This window comes from Actinomyces sp. oral taxon 180 str. F0310 (genome assembly GCF_000185285.1).
Taxonomy (GTDB): Bacteria; Actinomycetota; Actinomycetes; order Actinomycetales; family Actinomycetaceae; genus Pauljensenia.
Genome location: NZ_GL622194.1, coordinates 1,796,705 through 1,812,143, shown reverse-complemented (window position 1 = coordinate 1,812,143; position 15,439 = coordinate 1,796,705). Strand labels below are relative to the sequence as shown.

Genomic DNA, 15,439 nt, shown 5'->3' with positions numbered 1-15,439 from the left:
GTCGGGTCGGGGAAAAGGGGCGCGGGCCTAGCAGGCGTTCGCCCCGGGGGTTCCGGGCACGGGAGTCCCGGAAGGGATCGTCTCTGGGTAGTGGCCGGTGAAACACCCCAGGCACAGGGAGGTTCCCTGCCCGGTGGCCGCGACCATGCCGTCAATGGACAGATAGGCCAGCGAGTCGGCACCGAGCGAGTCACGCACCTGCTCGACGCTCATCGAGGAGGCGATCAGCTCCGCGCGCGTCGGGAAGTCGATGCCGAAGAAGCAGGGCCAGGCAACGGGCGGCGAGGAGATGCGCACGTGCACCTGCTGTGCACCGGCCTCGCGGAGCATGCGAACCAGCGCGCGCTGAGTGTTGCCGCGCACGATGGAGTCATCGATGACGACCAGGCGCTTGCCCTCGATGACCTCCCGCAGGGGGTTGAGCTTGAGGCGGATGCCGAGCTGACGCAGGGACTGGGTGGGTTCGATGAAGGTGCGTCCCACGTAGGCGTTCTTCACCAGCCCCTGAGCGAAGGGGATCCCCGCCTCCTGCGCGTATCCGATAGCCGCGGGCGTGCCCGAGTCCGGGGTGGGCATCACCAGGTCGGCCTCGACTGGGTTCTCCCGGGCGAGAGCCGCCCCCATCTCGTGGCGCGCGGCAACGATCCGGCGTCCCCCGATGGTCGTGTCGGGTCGGGCCAGGTAGACGTACTCGAAGACGCAGGTGTTGGCGCGGCGCACCGCGAAGCGACGCGAGTGAACGCCGGAGGCATCGATCGAAATGAGTTCCCCGGGCTCGATCTCGCGCACGACGGTCGCGCCACACAGGTCGAGCGCGGCCGTCTCCGACGCCACAACCCAGCCCGACGCCAGGCGTCCCAGCACCAGCGGCCGGTAGCCGTGGGGATCGCGCGCCGCGTAGAGGGTGTTCTCGTCCATGAAGACGAGCGAGAACGCGCCCTTGATCCGAGGCAACACCTTCAGGGCGGCTCCCACGAGGGGCGCGGGCTCGGGCTGGGCCGCCTCGCCCCCGCCGGGATTCTCCCCGCTCGCCGCCTCCTCGACCGACGCCCGCTCGCCCGAGGCTTCCCCTCCCCGAACCGCGGACGAGGCCGGGGTGTCCCCGTGCGGCTCGGGCACGGCGGGGGTGACGGTGGGAGCCGCGATGAAGGGGGAGGGCCCCGGAATCCGCTCGGCCATACCCAGCAGCGCCGTCACGAGGGAGGTGTCGGTCGACGCCCCGCGTTCGAAGTCCTCGCCTTCCTCGGCGATGGATCGGGCCAGCTCGCGCAGCTCCACGGTGTTCGTGAGGTTGCCGTTGTGGGCGAGGGCGAGCGTTCCGGTGGGGGTGGGCCCCAGGGTCGGCTGGGCGTTACGCCACACGTCCGCGCCGGTCGTCGCGTAGCGGACGTGCCCGAGGGCGATGTGCCCGCGCAGTCCCTGCAGGGACTGCTCGGAGAAGACGTGCGAGACCAGGCCCTGATCCTTGTACACGAGGATCTGCTTGCCGTTGGAGGTCGCGATGCCGGCGCTTTGCTGGCCTCGATGCTGGAGTGCGTAGAGGGAGAAGTAGGTGAGACGAGAAACGTCCTCGCCCGGGGCCCACACTCCGAAGACGCCGCAGTGATCGCGGGGATGGTCATCTCCGAAGAGCTCCTGATCGGACAGTGTCATGTCTGGCTGCGAGACGGGAAGCACGATTCCACTCTGTCACACTTTTCGTCTCTCAGCGGGACTTGTCCACGTTGCGCTACCCACACGCGCTCCCTCCGCGGCGATCCCAGCGTGATTTGCGCGTGCTTTCCGCCGGGCCACCCGGTCACACGGGGAACGAGATGCCACAATGGGGTGCAGCAACCATGAGGAGGAGACGTGGCCAATCCGACACTTAGCGCCATCATGTGGGGGTTTTCCCTCCTGGTGAGCGCTCTGGCCGTCGTGTCTTTTGCGCGCGGGCTCGCGCACATGTGGCGCACGATCGCTTCGGGAACGCCCGACCCCGGACGGCTGCGCCCGGTCGGCAGGCGCCTGTGGGGTGTCCTCTCCGCCGCGCTCACCCACCGCGAGTTCAAGGGACGCCCGTGGATCAAGTGCGCCCACTGGCTGGTCATGGTTTCCTTCCCGATCCTGTTCCTCACCCTGGTCACGGGATACGCGCAGCTGCGGGACCAGACCTTCACCCTGCCCTTCCTCGGCCACTTCCCTCCCTGGGAGTGGCTGACCGAGGTCTTCGCGTGGGGCGGCCTGGTCGGCATCATCTTCCTGATGGCTGTCCGCGCCCGCGCCGGACACGGCTCGGCCGCCGAGGCCGCCCTCTCCAACGACGACCCCGACGCGGCTGCCTCCCAGGCCGACCCGACCGGCCCCCTGCCCTCGGCCATGACGCGCCCGCACCCCCGAGACTCCTCCCCCCTCGGGCCCGCCTCACGTTTCCTGGGGTCCACCCGCTGGCAGGCCCTCTTCGTCGAATGGGTCATCCTCGTCGTGTGCGCCTGCGTGGTGGTCCTACGCGCCCTCGAGTTCGCCCTCTTCGGCTCCACACCTGGCCTCGAGGGACACGCATCCCTCCTCCATTTCCCGCTCACCGCGTGGCTTGGTTCCCTCTTCGCATCCGCCGCCTCGTCGGCGTCGATACTGGCGAACACGATCGTGATCGTCAGCGCGCTGAAGGTCCTCACGTCGATGACCTGGCTGACGGTCGTCGGCGTGCAGACCGGCATGGGCGTCGCCTGGCACCGCTTCGTGGCCGTCCTCAACCTGTACGCGCGCCGAAACGCCGACGGAACCAAATCGCTGGGGCCGGCCGACCACATGCTCATCGATGGGAAGCCGGTCACCGGTGAGGATGACTTCGACGACGTGCCCGAGGACACCGTCTTGGGCGTGGGAACCGTCGAAGACTTCTCGTGGAAGGCCCGCCTCGATCTCTACGCGTGCACCGAGTGCGGCCGCTGCCAGGAGCTGTGCCCCGCGTGGAACACGGGCAAGCCCCTCTCCCCCAAGCTCCTCGTCATGGGCCTGCGCGACCACATGGAGTCCGCGTCCTCCATCGAGATCGTCGAGCGGGAGGAGGCCGGCCAACACCTTGACGAGGGCGAGGTGCTTCTCGACAAGGGGGTGCCGGCCTCGCCCCACTCCTTCGACCTGGTCTCCGCGCTGTCCCTCTCCGGCGCCACCGGCGCCGAGGGCGTCTCTCCCGTCACCGCTCCCCTGGTGCCCGGCGTCGTCTCCGAGGAGGTCCTGTGGGATTGCACGAACTGCGGAGCGTGCGTCGACCAGTGCCCCGTCGACATCGAACACATCGACCACATCCTGGACCTGCGTCGCCACCAGGTGCTCATGGAGGGCGCCTTCCCCCGAGAGCTCGGGCGCGCCTTCCGAGGCATGGAGTCCAAGGCGAACCCCTACAACCAGAGCGCCCGCAAGCGCATGGATTGGGCGAAGAAGCTCGACTTCGACATTCCCATCGTCGGCGAGGACATCGAGGATGCCTCCACCGTCGACTATCTCTTCTGGGTGGGATGCGCGGGTGCCTACGATGACACGGCGAAGAAGACCAGCGCGGCGATCGCGCAGCTCCTGCACACGGCAGGCGTGTCCTTCGCGGTCCTGGGCTCGGGAGAGTCCTGCACGGGCGACCCGGCGCGCCGGGCCGGAAACGAGGCCCTCTTCCAGATGCTGGCCGCCCAGGCGATCGACACGCTTAAGGAGGCCAAGCCCCAGAAGATCGTCGTCTCCTGCGCGCACTGCTTCAACACGATCGCCGGCGAGTACCCGGAGCTGGGCGGGCACTTCGACGTCGTCCACCACACGCAGCTGTTGAACCGGCTCGTGCGCGACGGGCTGCTCACGCCGGTGGCCCCGGATGCCCCACGGGATCGGGACGCCGATGCCTCCGACGCGCCCGAGCAGGGCGCTGCCGGGGAGCCCCTGAAGGTCACCTATCACGACGCCTGTTTCCTGGGCCGCCACAACCGCGTGTACGAGCCCCCGCGCGAGCTGGTGGGCTCGCTGCCGGGCGTGGAGCTTGTGGAGATGCCCCGCAACCGCGAACGCGCCATGTGCTGCGGGGCGGGAGGCGCACACGCCTGGTTCGAGGAGACCCGCGGCACCCGCATCGCGGACGCCCGCATCGTTGAGGCCGCTCAGACGGGGGCGGACGTGGTTGCCACGGCCTGCCCGTTCTGCTCGCAAATGCTCGGCTCCGCGTCGGGCACATCCGCCGGTTTCGTCTCCTCCGACGTCGCCGACCAGGGTGCCGCGGCCGCCGGCGGGAAGCTCCCGGAGGTGCGGGACGTGGCCGTCATGCTGCTGGAGTCCGTCAAGCGCGGACAGTAGCACCGCGCGCCTCAGACGAAAGGGCGGCCCCGCAGGAACACCTGCGGGGCCGCCCTTCAACGTGACAGCGATCAGTCCTCGACGCCGACGATGACGTTGGAAGCCTTGATGACGGCGACGGCCTTGGAGCCGACGGTCAGGCCAAGTTCCTCGATAGCCGCATTCGTGATCGACGAGGAGATGACCAGGCCGGGAGCGACCTCAATCTTGACGATGCCATTGACGGCACCCTCACAGACCTCAACCACGGTACCGGGAAGCTGGTTACGCGCGGAGAGCTTCATAGTGCATGCCCTTTCGTTAGTCGGATTGCAAGCACAGCAACCCTAACGGAGACGAGAGCCGCCGTCTACGGATAAAACCTATTCCTCGTCCTCCGGGGCGATCTCCTCCAGGCCAACCAGGAAGCCGTCCTCGTCAATGACGTTGCCTCCCACCAGCGTGGCGATCATTCCGGCGGCCTTCTCCACGTCCTGCGTGGAACGCAGCCGCTCCAGACGCGCGGTGCGGCTCAGCGCACCCGCCCCCGGGGTCGGCGCGGCTCCCGGAAGCCACCTGACCTGGTACTCGATGATCGCTCCGGCGGTCCAGGGCTCCCAACGCAGAACACGCGGGGGCGTGGGCACCGTGTGGACCTCGATCATCATGTCCGACCTGTGTCCGATCGGGCTCACGAGCGCATAGCCGTCGACGACCTGCGGCTTGTCCGCCTGCGCCTCAAGCTCCTCGCGTGCCTTCGCGATCTTCGAGGCGATGTCCTCGCGCACGGGCCCCAGCTCGGCCTTGATCTTCTCGATCTGGGCGGCCTGAGCCGGGCTCAGGGGCGCCGGCTTGGCGGCCTGCGGGGTGATGTCTCGCGCGTCCTTCATGTCCGCGAAACCGGCGCGCTCACGCATTGCGTCGAGCAGGTCCTCGGGAGCGATCCATCGCGGCGAATAGACCGTCAGGTTCACGGCGGAGTCCGCGTCGGGTACCATCACGTAGCCGCTGCCCGCGATCCTCATTCCCCCGGCGAGGCGCCGCGCCATGCGGTGCAGCGCCTCGAGCACCCGGTACTCCAGGCCGGTGGGGACGCCGTCGGGGAAGGCCTTGGCCCATTCACCCATGACGGCGCCGCCCGCCTGCCGGGCGCGCGCGACCGGGCAGCGCAGGATCCACGCATTCGTCAACGAGGCCGGCGTCCCCAGGGCGGATCGGGTCGGCTGGTCGAGCGTCCACGGCCCCTCGAGCTCGGCGTCGGAGGACAGGCGCAGGCGGCCAGGAGCGATCCACCCGGACTCGTCCCACATGGAGATCGCCAGAGCCTCGAGCTCCGCGGGATCGACCGCGTCGGACACGAGGAAGAGGTGGTGTTCGCGCGCCTCCTGAGCGTCGATCACGCCCGCGGGTTCGCTCACCTCGATGGCTGCGGCGATGGGGGGCGCAGCCTCGGCGCTCGTGATCTCTCCGTCCGCGGCCACCTGGAACGCGGCGTCCGAGGCGGTGAGGGACGTGAGGGACACGTTGGTTTGCGTGAGCGGGCTGGCCCCCGACGAGGTCTGCGGGTGCGGGTCGGCGAAGGTGCGGGGCGCGGCGGCCATGCGTTCCCTCAGGGAGCGTCTCTGGGGCGAGCGCTCCGCGGTCTCACCGTGGTTCGTGACCGTCTCGGCGCTCGAGGTCATGCCCGGGAGGGTGACCCCCTTGATGATGCCTGTGCGCGCACTCGGTGGGGCAACCGGTGGCATGCCCGCAGGCGCGGAGGCCCCCATGGAGGGCACGCCCAGGACCGGCGTCGGTGCGGGCGGTTCGGCCAGGGTGGTCGCCGTCTCTGGGGCGGGCGGGTAGCTTATCTCGCGGGCCTCGCGGGCCTCGCGGGCAGCTCGGGCTTCGCGCTCGGCGCGCATGCGTTCGCGCCTCGACGGAGGCGGAGGGGGAAGAGACACCATCATGTCACCGTTCGATGCGAGTGCGCGTGAAACGTTCGTGGGTCCTCGAAGGCGTGGGTCCGCGCTGCCCCTGGTAGTGGGAACCCAGCCCCTGGGATCCGTAGGGATGGAGCGCGGGGGAGGACAGGTCGAAGAAGCACAGCTGTCCGATCTTCATGCCCGGGTAGAGAAGAATCGGCATCGTCGCCGTGTTCGACAGCTCGAGGGTCACGTGCCCGGAGAAGCCAGGATCGATGAAGCCCGCCGTCGAGTGGGTGAGCAGTCCGAGGCGCCCCAGCGAGGACTTGCCCTCCAGGCGGGCGGCGATGTCGTCGCCCAGGGTGACCAACTCGTAGGTGGCACCGAGGACAAACTCCCCGGGATGCAGGACGAAGGGCTGATCGGGGTCCACCTCAACCAGGTGGGTCAGGTCGGATTGGTCTGCCGCGGGGTCGATCACCGAGTACCTGTGGTTGTCGAACAGGCGAAACAGGCGATCGAGCCTCACATCAATGCTGGCCGGCTGAACGAGGTCGCGATCCAGGGGATCAAGCTGAATACGTCCAGCATCCAGGGAGGCGTTGATGTCGCGGTCACTGAGCAGCATGACTTGATTGTCGCATACTCAGCGCCGCGACAACAGCCCCAGGGTTCACTCCAGCGGGCGACCCTGCGCGTCGTACGCGTAGGAGCCGGAACGCATGAGAATCAGGATGAACTCGATGAAGGCCCAGACGGCGGAGACGATCGCGCCGATGAAGGTCAGCGTGAGAACCAGCTGGATGATGCCTCGCGTCGTGTAGCCCAAGTAGAAGTTGTGAATGCCGAGGGTCCCCAGGAAGAACGCCAGGAGCACGGCGATGATCCACTGTTTGGGCGGGCCCGCGTAGGCCTGGCCGTAGCTCGCCTGGGCTCCGTAGGCCGCCTGGTCGTAGCCGGGCTGGCCGTAGCCCGCCTGAGTTCCGTAGGCCGCCTGGTCGTAGCCGGGCTGGCCGTAGCCCGCCTGGGCTCCGTAGGCCGCCTGGTCGTAACCCGCCTGTGCTCCGTTGGCGTCACCGGCCGACGGCGAGTCGTAGGCAGTTCCGTAGGTGGTCGTGCCCGGAGTGGCCATGGACTCGTCGAAGTCGGGGGCCGAGGCCTGGGGGAAGCTCGGCGCATCAGGGCCAGGAACCTGAGGAGCGGGGATGTCGGCCGTCGCGTTGTTCGCAGGCATGCCAGGGGCAGCGGAAGCACCCGGGGTTGCGTCGGAGGCAGCAGCCTTCGTGGGATCCTCCGAGAAGGAGGGGGTGACCTGCGGATCGGGCGTCGTCATGAATGAAGCCTTTCGGTAGTCGGTGGGCCCGGCGGGGCCATACTCGTACAGCCTAGCGCGCCTGGCCAGGCTCGGGGTAGAGGCGTCCACCCCGAGAAATCCCTGATTGGCCCGGCACCCTGTCGGCGCTCGGCGATACTCCCCGCCATCACCGCCACAATACCCGCGTGCCCCGTTGGGCGTATCCGCCGGTGGGGCGAGAAGGGCAGGTGGGTACCAAAGATACAAAAGATACAGGTGTGGGGTCCGGCAGCTGCCGGACCCCACACCGAGCGTCTCATCGCGCGACGCCCTGGGCGTGCGCGAGCAGTGGCTCAGACGGTCGGAACGCCGTTGGCGTCCTTCTCGTAGATCCACTTGCCCATGAAGGTCATGATGGCGCATGCGAGGGCGACGAGGCCAACCACGAAGACCAGCAGGGAGCCGATGCCGGCGAGGATGCCGCTCTCCATGGCACCACCGACCGCGAAGATGACGTAGCTGAGGATCATAGCGGCGACGCGGATCGCGCCGATCTTCATGTGACCGAGGTAGAAGTCACCGGCGGCGATGCCGCCGAGGAAGAAGTTAAGCAGGCCAGCAACCATGCGGGACTTACCCTGGCCGGCGGGCTGGTTGAAAACGGGCTGCTGAGGAGCGGACATGTTGTCTCCTGTGTGTTGATGGGCCCCGAAGCGGGGCAAGCTGTATCTGAAAGCATGGTCAGACTATATGAACGATCAAGATTTGTACAACATCCGACTTGCTTTATGTCTCACATCACAGATTGGGCCTCATGGGGCGCCCCGCGTGTCCCGCCTTCCATACACTGACTGAGTGTTCACAAAACCGACGATCGACGCCTCGCAGGCCCTCCTCCACGACCTGCCCCGCTGGTTCGCCACACACAGGCGCGACCTGCCCATGCGCAGGGACGACGTCTCCGACTGGGGCACCCTTGTCTTCGAGATCATGAGCCAGCAAACTCCGATCACGCGCGTTCAGCCGATCTGGATCGAGTGGATGCAACGCTGGCCGACACCCGCTGATCTCGCCCGCGCCTCGTCGGCGGACATCATCGTCGCGTGGGCAAACCTCGGATACCCCTCGCGCGCCCTGCGCCTCAAGTCCTGCGCGGCCACGATCGTCGCCAAACACGACGGCGAGGTCCCCCTGACCATGAAGGAGCTCACCCTCCTTCCCGGCGTGGGCACCTACACGGCCAGCGCGCTCCTCGCTTTTCGCCACGGGGTCAGGATCCCCGTCCTCGACACGAACGTCCGCCGAGTGCTGGTCAGGTTTCTTGACGGTCGAGAGTTCCCACCCCACGCCACACCCTCCAAGAGGGAGACAACGCGGGCCGACGAGCTCCTCCCAGCAGACGGGCACCAGGCGGCGGACGTGAGCCTGGCGCTCATGGAGTTCGGCGCCCTCGTGTGCACGCAGCTCACCCCCTCATGCGACGACTGCCTCCTACGCCCGACGTGCGCCTGGGCGCGGGCCGGTTTCCCCAGGGAGCACAAGCGCCCCACGCCTCAGCCCTACGCAGGGACGGACCGGCAGGCGCGCGGACGGATCATGAAGGCCCTGCGCACCGCACACTTCGAGGGGAAGACAGGCCTGACCAAGCGGCGGGTCCTCGACGCCGCTCGCATCGAGGGAGGCGACCGCTACCAGCCCGCACGCGTCTATCGGGCGCTCATCAGGGACGGCATGATCGTCTACGACGAGGAACTCAAGCGCGTCACCCTTCCCCGCTGACCGTCACGCGCCCCGTGGCTCTCCCCGCGGCGCGAGGAACTCCACTGCCCTCGCGCGCCAAAGGAACGGTCGCGAGGCCCTGCGCGCGGCCGCGCTTTCAGTACCTGATCGCGTCAATCGGCTTGATACGCACCGCCGCGAACGCGGGGATGATGCCGCACAGGGCACCAATGCTCGACGAGATGGCGACGCCAGCCACCGCGGCCGCGACCGGAAAAGCGGGGGTCTCGCTGAGGGTGATGCCAAGCGTCTCGAGCGGCAAGAAGCGCACGACCACCACCGCGATCCCGACGCCGAGGACACCGGCGGCGAAGGTGGCAACCACGGACTCCATGAAGACGGAGAAGAACACTCGCCTGCCCGAGGCCCCCACTGCCCGGCGGATCCCAATCTCGCGCACACGCTGACGCACGGTCACGATGGCGACGTTGAGCAAGCCGAGCGCCCCCAGGAAGATGATGATTCCTCCGATGACCATGATGACGGTCGAGATCATGCCCAGCTGCTCCTCCCCCACGTCCTGGTGCTCGCCGCCCGAGACGCCGACCCGCCACCCCTCACCCAGGATCGCCGCCAGGGCGCGGGGCAGGACCTCCCGGGCCTCCTCCGCCTGGCTCTCTCCCACCCAGGCGATCATCGTCGGGGAACTCATCTGCGGGAAGGCCAAGCGCGCGGCATCGTAGTGGGCGAACACGGTCGGCATGTCGTAGCGGCTCGTTGCCTTGGCGACACCCACCACCCGCATGGCCACCCCATCGCCCGTATGCAGGACGATCGGAACCTGGTCGATGGGGGCACGGCCCAGCTGGTTCCACAGGGGCTCGGAGATCACAACGGGGGTGAGCCTCTGGTCGGCGTCACCGGGCTGGACCCAGCGCCCAGCCACCAGGCGGGTTCGGAAGATCACCGCGTACGAGGGGTCAACCCCCTGGAAGGTCACGTCACTGACCATCTCCGCGATCCCGGACAACGGATAGCCGCGGTAGCGACCCGAAGACCTGGCCTGGCGTACCTCGACGATCTCGCCGCTGCCGACGGAGGAACGAGACCAGTAGCGAATGTCGGTTCGCGAGGCCAGGGTCGCCATGGCCTCGCCGACCGGATCGGCGTCGTTGAGGGGCTTCGCGCCGGGCACATCCCCTCGACCCGCTCCGCCCGCGGCCTCGGAGGCGTCCCGAGCGTCCTCCCGCCCGCGCTCGCCATCCTGACCCGAGGCGGGGTTGTCGGGAGACAGGCGCAGGGTGACGGATCGCCCCTCGTAGAGTTCGGCCAGCTCGCGCGAGGACTGCAGGACAAGGTCACCCAGAGCGATAACGACCGTCATCGCGGCCACCGCGGCCACGACCCCGACGAGGGAGAGGACCACGCGGGCCTTCTGCACCTTGACCTCGCCCCACGCCTCGATGAGCGCGCCCAGAAGCTGAGTCGCAGCGTTCATTCCGTGCCCCTTCCGTCGGCGGGCGGCGCCGGAGGGGGCGCAAGCACACCATCGTTCCCATCGGGCTCGGCCGTAGAAGGGCCCGCGTCGGCGCGTCCGAGGAGGGCGGCGGCGTCGGATACCTCGTGCAGGGTGCCGTCGTAGAGCTCGAAGGCCCGCGAGGCGCGGGAGGCCACCGCCATGTCGTGGGTGATGACGATGAGGGCCGCCTCGGACTCTCGGGCGACCTCCTCCAGCAGGTTCATGACGGTACCGCCCGTGTCCGGGTCCAGCGCCCCGGTGGGTTCGTCGGCGAGAATCACTCGCGGGCGGCGCACCAGCGCTCGAGCGATCGCGATGCGCTGCTGCTCGCCGCCGCTCATCTCCCCCGGGTAGGAATCCGCGCGCTCCGCCAGGCCAACCCGCTCGAGCATGTCCACGGCGATCGAACGCCTGCGCAGCAGCTGGGGCCCTGACCCGTACAGGAGAGGCACTTCGACGTTCTCGACCGCCGTTCGAGCGGCAAAGATGTTGAATTGCTGGAACACGAAGCCAAAGTCCCGCCCGCGCAGGCGAGCGCGACGCCCCTCGCTCAGGCGCGTCGTGTCCACGCCGTTCAGCTCGTAGCGCCCCGACGTGGGCGCGTCCAGGAGCCCGATGATATTGAGCATCGTCGACTTGCCCGTTCCGGAACGCCCGACAATCGAGATGTGCTCCCCCGCGTCGACGTCGAGGCTGACGCCCCGCAGGATGTGCAGGTCCTCGCCGTCGGGCAGGACCACCGTGCGGGTCACGTCCCGCAGGCGCACGAGGCTCATCTCGGGCCCATCCCGTCCTCGGCGCCCGTGCCGTAGGGACCCGCATCCCTGTCGGAACCGTCGACGCTCGCGTTGGGCGTGAACTCCAGGATCTCCTCGCCCTCGCTCAGGCCTTCCTTCACCTCAACCATCTTGCCGTCGGTGATTCCCAGGGTGACGGCCCTCTTCTCGGGGGCAGCGGGGTCCGAGGTCGGAATGTACACGGTGCCCGACTGGTAGCGCCCCTCAACTGCGGAGATCGGCACCGCGAGGACGCCACTGGCCGAGCCCGCCGTCATCTGCAGGGTGACCTGAAGCCCGGCAAAGACCGTCTGGTCGGAGGGGATCGCGCAGCGCGCCTTCAGGTCCGTCGAGGAGGATCCGCCGTTTTCGCCGTTCGCCCCTCCCTTTGGGTCCTGAGCCTTCGCGGTCGGACTAACGAGCTTGACGCCCGTGCATTCGAAGGGGGCGGGACCGTTCTTGATGGTGACGGTCGCGGTTGACGGCGCGTCCTGGAGGCGATACATCTGATCGGCGCTGAGCGAGGCAACCGCGGAGAACGAGGCGGGGGCAACCGTCGCAACCGTGTCACCGATCGCAAACTGCTGCCCCATGAGGACACCCGTCGTCACCGTCCCGTCGCCGGGGGCGACAACGTTGTCGTACTTGTAGGTCGGCTCGGCGTTCTCCACGGTCACGTTGCCGTCCTCGTCCGTGGTCTGCCTGGGCTCGCCGGGAATCTCCTTGCGTATCTGCACGATGGCATCCCCCTTGGACACCCGGTCTCCATCGTTGACGTAGACGCGCACGACGACGCCATCCAGCGTTGCCCGAGCGACCAGGGACTCATCGGCCTGAATCGTGCCGCTGACGCTCACGGTATTGGTGATGTCCGCGCGCCCGACCGGGATGGTCATCTGACCGAAGGAACCGCCCGGATCCATGCCGTCGCCGTCCCGGTCGGTGGCCGCCACCGGGAAGAACGCAAACTTCACCAGGGCGACCGCGATGACCACCCACGCGAGGACCTTGACAATATCGAGCACCTGGGCGGTGCGGGTATGGCGGGCCACGTGATTCTCCTCCGACGTCCACTGATCGCCCAATTGTAGGGTTCGCGTCACATGACCAGCAAGGGGCTGCGCCGCGCGCGGGGAGAGCCCCCACACGCCGTCCGTGTGCGCCGTGGCCAGGAAGAGGGCTGCGCCGCGCGCGGGGAGAGCCCCCACTGGGATAGTGGGCCCCCGACTCCTACGATTGGGGAAAGCCCCGGGAAAGGACACCATGCTTCGCCGAGCCACCCCCGCCGACGCCGACGCGCTATCCGAGCTCGCTCGGGAGTGCTTTCGCCAGACATTCGCGCACCTGTACGCCGCCGAGGACCTGGCCGCGTTCCTGGACGAGGCCTACGCCCCGTCGGTCCTACGCTCCGAACTGAAGGACCCCGATCGAGCGACGTGGCTCCTCTTTGCGGAGGAGCATGAGAAGTCCAGCACCGCCGCTGCGCGCCCCATCGGCTACGTGAGCGCGCGGCCCGCACGCCTTCCCCACCCGGAGGTGGCAGCGGGCGACGGCGAAGTCCAGCGCCTCTACGTCCTGAGGGAGTACCAGGGCGGTGGTCGGGGAACGCTCCTGCTGGAGACCGCCCTCGCGTGGCTCGAGCGCCACGGGCCTCGGACCCTGTGGATCGGGGTGTGGAGCGAGAACCTGGGGGCACAGCGGCTCTACGAACGTCACGGTTTCGCGATCGTGGGCGAGTATTCCTTCATGGTCGGATCACATGCCGACCGGGAGTTCATCGCCCGCCGGGAGCGCGGGCGCTAGGTCGCGCGTCGATGCGGGGACACGAGGCGGAACTCACCGGCGTGGAAGGCCGGCGAACGCGGCGTAGCAGCGGGCCCCGAGGCGCATTGCCTCGGGGCCCGCTGCGGCGATGATCAGGACTGGTCAGACTCGGCGATCTTCTTGCGCACGTCATCCATGTCAAGGCCCTGAATCTGCGAGATCAGGTCTTCCAGGGCGGACAGGGGAAGCGCGCCCGACTGGCGGAACACCGCAACGCCGTCGCGGAACGCCATGAGGGTGGGAATCGAGGTGATCTGCGCGGCCATCGCGAGCTGCTGCTGATCGTCGGTGTCGATCTTGCCGAAGACGACGTCCGGGTACTTCTCCGAGGCCTCTTCGAAGATGGGACCGAACTGGCGGCACGGGCCGCACCAGGTCGCCCAGAAGTCGACCAGGACGATGCCGTCGCCGGACACGGTCTGCTCGAAGTTGTCCTGCGTGAGGGTCACGGTGGCCATGATTCTCCTTATCGTCGGCACTGGCCGACTGGTGGGGTTGGGGGCGGGTCGCCCCGCCGGTGAACTGTCTTAATCAACGGGCGCGGCCCGCCCGCTATTCCCCCGAGGGAAGAGAAGCGGAGGTGACGTGACGCACGCTGTCCTCGGAGGCTCCGAGGCCCCTGAGGATGAACGTCTCGACGAGCGCGAGAGCGGATTCCCGGCGCGCCGGGTCCCGCGGCAGGCGCTGCCCCTGCAGCGTTGCGTGGATGAGGTGAACCGCTCCGAGCGTGTTCTGCTGAGCGATGAGCCCACGCTCCATCGCCTCGTCGAGGATTCCGATCAAGAGCTCGCCCACGACTCCGGCGTGGTCGTGCAGGTGAGAGGCGTTCTCTCGGGTCATCTGCCTGCCCACCGCCATGCTGGTCTTCACGTGGTAGCGGCTGATCATCTGCAGGTGCGACCTGATGTAGATGCGCAGGGACATCAGAGGATCGGGCTCGGCCTCAAGGCGCTCGGCGAGCACCCGGGTAAACTGCTCGGTCACGCGGCGCATGTAGGCCAGCAACAGCACCTCTTTGTCCGCAAAGTGATTGTAGACCGCCGTGCGCCCAACGCCCGCCCGCGCGGCGATCTCGCTCAGGGTGATCGACTCGAAGGATTGTTCACCCAGGAGGGAACCCAGCGCCTCGAACAGGCGCGCGCGGGTCAGCTCTCGGTGGGAGGCGAGGGACTCACCAATGATCTTCGGCATGGGCCCATTCTGACACTTGCGACCCTTGTGTCGTCAAATTGTGGGCGCGCCTGCAGCTCGCGACCACGGCCTCGACGACGGGCAGGTCCGCGCCGATCCAGGGCAAGTCTGCAAGCTCACCGAGCGCGGTCCACCGGGCCTCCAGGTGCGAGCGTCCCGCGCTCGGGGCGGGGGAACCGGGGGCTACCTCCGCCAGCCAGACGGCCATCTTCCGTCCCCCCAGAATCGGCCACCACCGGCCCCCCTCCGGACAGATGCGCCGACCCATGGTCAGGCGCGCACCCAGCTCCTCTGCGATCTCTCGCGTGAGCGCCGCCACGGCATCCTCACCGGCTTCGACCTTGCCGCCGGGAAGCTCGAACTGTCCGCGCAGCTCCCGCGGGTAGGCGCGCGAGCAGGCGAGCAGCTTCGTCGGGCGGCTCAGGGAGTCGAGAATCGCGGCTGCCACCACGGGACGAGGCACGGGAACTCCAATCGATCGACTACCCCACAGTCTATCGGCACGACGCGCCCGCCCACGTTGCGGCGATCGCCGGAATCGACCTGTTCCCAGCTGGACAGGCGGACGGGTGAGGAGCCGGGCATGAGGTTGCGAGGCCATCGTCGATGACGATATGATCGACGGGTCGATTCCTTCGGGACGATGAATTGCGGGCGTAGTTCATCGGTAGAATGGAAGCTTCCCAAGCTTCAGAGGCGGGTTCGATTCCCGTCGCCCGCTCCAATAGGACGCTCATTTGGATGCAAAGTATCCGGGTGAGCGTTCTTCGTTTTTTCCCTGGTATTCCGGGGTTTCTGGGGTTACCGGCTGCGGCAGGGGGTTGCCTGCTGGTGGGGTTGAGAGGCCCGGCAAGGGTGCTTCGGCCGGTTTCGGGTACTGCGGTGAACCGCGCGTCAAAAGGTATCGCGGTTATCG

Annotated in this window: 15 protein-coding genes and 1 tRNA gene; 4 read left to right on the top strand and 12 right to left on the bottom strand. The window is 68.1% G+C overall.

Going from position 1 to position 15,439, the window contains the following annotated elements; all coding sequences use genetic code 11:
* Positions 1-27: 27 nt before the first annotated feature.
* Positions 28-1,677 (bottom strand): amidophosphoribosyltransferase, encoded by a 1,650-nt coding sequence (purF, locus tag HMPREF9006_RS07700; protein WP_009213038.1) that lies wholly within the window; start codon positions 1,675-1,677, stop codon positions 28-30.
* Between the two features lie 174 nt (positions 1,678-1,851).
* Here purF and HMPREF9006_RS07695 point away from each other — a divergent pair, with 174 nt between their 5' ends.
* On the top strand, positions 1,852-4,317 hold the full coding sequence (locus HMPREF9006_RS07695) for a (Fe-S)-binding protein (RefSeq protein WP_009213036.1): 2,466 nt from the start codon (positions 1,852-1,854) through the stop codon (positions 4,315-4,317).
* A 71-nt stretch (positions 4,318-4,388) separates the two neighbouring features.
* On the opposite strand, the gene HMPREF9006_RS07690 is transcribed toward HMPREF9006_RS07695, so the two are convergent.
* From HMPREF9006_RS07690 to HMPREF9006_RS07670, 5 genes are all read right to left on the bottom strand, one after another.
* The gene (locus HMPREF9006_RS07690; protein WP_009213035.1) at positions 4,389-4,601 is read right to left on the bottom strand and encodes a TOBE domain-containing protein; all 213 of its coding nucleotides are present in this window, start codon (positions 4,599-4,601) and stop codon (positions 4,389-4,391) included.
* 78 nt (positions 4,602-4,679) lie between these two features.
* Positions 4,680-6,200 (bottom strand): hypothetical protein, encoded by a 1,521-nt coding sequence (locus HMPREF9006_RS07685; protein WP_009213034.1) that lies wholly within the window; start codon positions 6,198-6,200, stop codon positions 4,680-4,682.
* Between the two features lie 46 nt (positions 6,201-6,246).
* A complete protein-coding gene (dcd, locus tag HMPREF9006_RS07680; protein ID WP_009213033.1) occupies positions 6,247-6,828 on the bottom strand; it encodes a dCTP deaminase in 582 nt (193 codons plus the stop codon).
* A gap of 45 nt (positions 6,829-6,873) precedes the next feature.
* A complete protein-coding gene (locus HMPREF9006_RS07675; RefSeq protein ID WP_034231454.1) occupies positions 6,874-7,533 on the bottom strand; it encodes a TM2 domain-containing protein in 660 nt (219 codons plus the stop codon).
* 314 nt (positions 7,534-7,847) lie between these two features.
* Entirely contained in the window at positions 7,848-8,177 is a 330-nt protein-coding gene (locus tag HMPREF9006_RS07670) for an NINE protein (RefSeq protein ID WP_009213031.1), read from the bottom strand.
* Positions 8,178-8,436: 259 nt separating this feature from the next.
* Here HMPREF9006_RS07670 and HMPREF9006_RS07665 point away from each other — a divergent pair, with 259 nt between their 5' ends.
* Positions 8,437-9,273, top strand: a complete 837-nt coding sequence (locus tag HMPREF9006_RS07665) for a base excision DNA repair protein (protein WP_048743126.1) — start codon at positions 8,437-8,439, stop codon at positions 9,271-9,273.
* Between the two features lie 97 nt (positions 9,274-9,370).
* Here HMPREF9006_RS07665 and HMPREF9006_RS07660 read toward each other — a convergent pair whose 3' ends face one another.
* Genes HMPREF9006_RS07660 through HMPREF9006_RS07650 form a run of 3 tightly spaced genes read right to left on the bottom strand, consistent with a single transcriptional unit; the run spans position 9,371 to position 12,560 of the window.
* A complete protein-coding gene (locus HMPREF9006_RS07660; RefSeq protein WP_009213029.1) occupies positions 9,371-10,711 on the bottom strand; it encodes an ABC transporter permease in 1,341 nt (446 codons plus the stop codon).
* A complete protein-coding gene (locus tag HMPREF9006_RS07655) occupies positions 10,708-11,508 on the bottom strand; it encodes an ABC transporter ATP-binding protein (protein ID WP_009213028.1) in 801 nt (266 codons plus the stop codon). The genes HMPREF9006_RS07660 and HMPREF9006_RS07655 overlap by 4 nt, the downstream gene beginning before the upstream one ends.
* The gene (locus tag HMPREF9006_RS07650) at positions 11,505-12,560 is read right to left on the bottom strand and encodes an efflux RND transporter periplasmic adaptor subunit (protein WP_034232319.1); all 1,056 of its coding nucleotides are present in this window, start codon (positions 12,558-12,560) and stop codon (positions 11,505-11,507) included. Before HMPREF9006_RS07650 ends, HMPREF9006_RS07655 begins: the two co-directional genes overlap by 4 nt.
* 211 nt (positions 12,561-12,771) lie before the next feature.
* Here HMPREF9006_RS07650 and HMPREF9006_RS07645 point away from each other — a divergent pair, with 211 nt between their 5' ends.
* Positions 12,772-13,311 (top strand): GNAT family N-acetyltransferase, encoded by a 540-nt coding sequence (locus tag HMPREF9006_RS07645; protein WP_009213026.1) that lies wholly within the window; start codon positions 12,772-12,774, stop codon positions 13,309-13,311.
* 113 nt (positions 13,312-13,424) lie between these two features.
* On the opposite strand, the gene trxA is transcribed toward HMPREF9006_RS07645, so the two are convergent.
* The 3 genes from trxA to HMPREF9006_RS07630 all read right to left on the bottom strand — a co-directional run bounded on the left by trxA (position 13,425) and on the right by HMPREF9006_RS07630 (position 14,986).
* Positions 13,425-13,790: a thioredoxin gene (trxA, locus tag HMPREF9006_RS07640; RefSeq protein WP_009213025.1), complete on the bottom strand. Its 366-nt coding sequence runs from the start codon at positions 13,788-13,790 to the stop codon at positions 13,425-13,427.
* 94 nt (positions 13,791-13,884) lie between these two features.
* A complete protein-coding gene (locus HMPREF9006_RS07635) occupies positions 13,885-14,523 on the bottom strand; it encodes a TetR/AcrR family transcriptional regulator (protein ID WP_009213024.1) in 639 nt (212 codons plus the stop codon).
* Positions 14,504-14,986, bottom strand: a complete 483-nt coding sequence (locus HMPREF9006_RS07630) for an NUDIX domain-containing protein (protein WP_009213023.1) — start codon at positions 14,984-14,986, stop codon at positions 14,504-14,506. Before HMPREF9006_RS07630 ends, HMPREF9006_RS07635 begins: the two co-directional genes overlap by 20 nt.
* A 187-nt stretch (positions 14,987-15,173) precedes the next feature.
* Between HMPREF9006_RS07630 and HMPREF9006_RS07625 the strand changes: the two genes are divergently transcribed.
* Positions 15,174-15,247 (top strand) — tRNA-Gly (locus HMPREF9006_RS07625).
* Positions 15,248-15,439: the final 192 nt, after the last annotated feature.

Coding starts and splice junctions, on each gene's coding strand:
- trxA (WP_009213025.1), bottom strand. CDS start 13,790: ATGGCCACCGTGACCCTCACGCAGGACAACTTCGAGCAGACCGTGTCC.
- HMPREF9006_RS07690 (WP_009213035.1), bottom strand. CDS start 4,601: ATGAAGCTCTCCGCGCGTAACCAGCTTCCCGGTACCGTGGTTGAGGTC.
- HMPREF9006_RS07670 (WP_009213031.1), bottom strand. CDS start 8,177: ATGTCCGCTCCTCAGCAGCCCGTTTTCAACCAGCCCGCCGGCCAGGGT.
- HMPREF9006_RS07635 (WP_009213024.1), bottom strand. CDS start 14,523: ATGCCGAAGATCATTGGTGAGTCCCTCGCCTCCCACCGAGAGCTGACC.
- HMPREF9006_RS07675 (WP_034231454.1), bottom strand. CDS start 7,533: ATGACGACGCCCGATCCGCAGGTCACCCCCTCCTTCTCGGAGGATCCC.
- HMPREF9006_RS07655 (WP_009213028.1), bottom strand. CDS start 11,508: ATGAGCCTCGTGCGCCTGCGGGACGTGACCCGCACGGTGGTCCTGCCC.
- HMPREF9006_RS07665 (WP_048743126.1), top strand. CDS start 8,437: ATGCGCAGGGACGACGTCTCCGACTGGGGCACCCTTGTCTTCGAGATC.
- HMPREF9006_RS07660 (WP_009213029.1), bottom strand. CDS start 10,711: ATGAACGCTGCGACTCAGCTTCTGGGCGCGCTCATCGAGGCGTGGGGC.
- dcd (WP_009213033.1), bottom strand. CDS start 6,828: ATGCTGCTCAGTGACCGCGACATCAACGCCTCCCTGGATGCTGGACGT.
- HMPREF9006_RS07685 (WP_009213034.1), bottom strand. CDS start 6,200: ATGCGCGCCGAGCGCGAAGCCCGAGCTGCCCGCGAGGCCCGCGAGGCC.
- HMPREF9006_RS07645 (WP_009213026.1), top strand. CDS start 12,772: ATGCTTCGCCGAGCCACCCCCGCCGACGCCGACGCGCTATCCGAGCTC.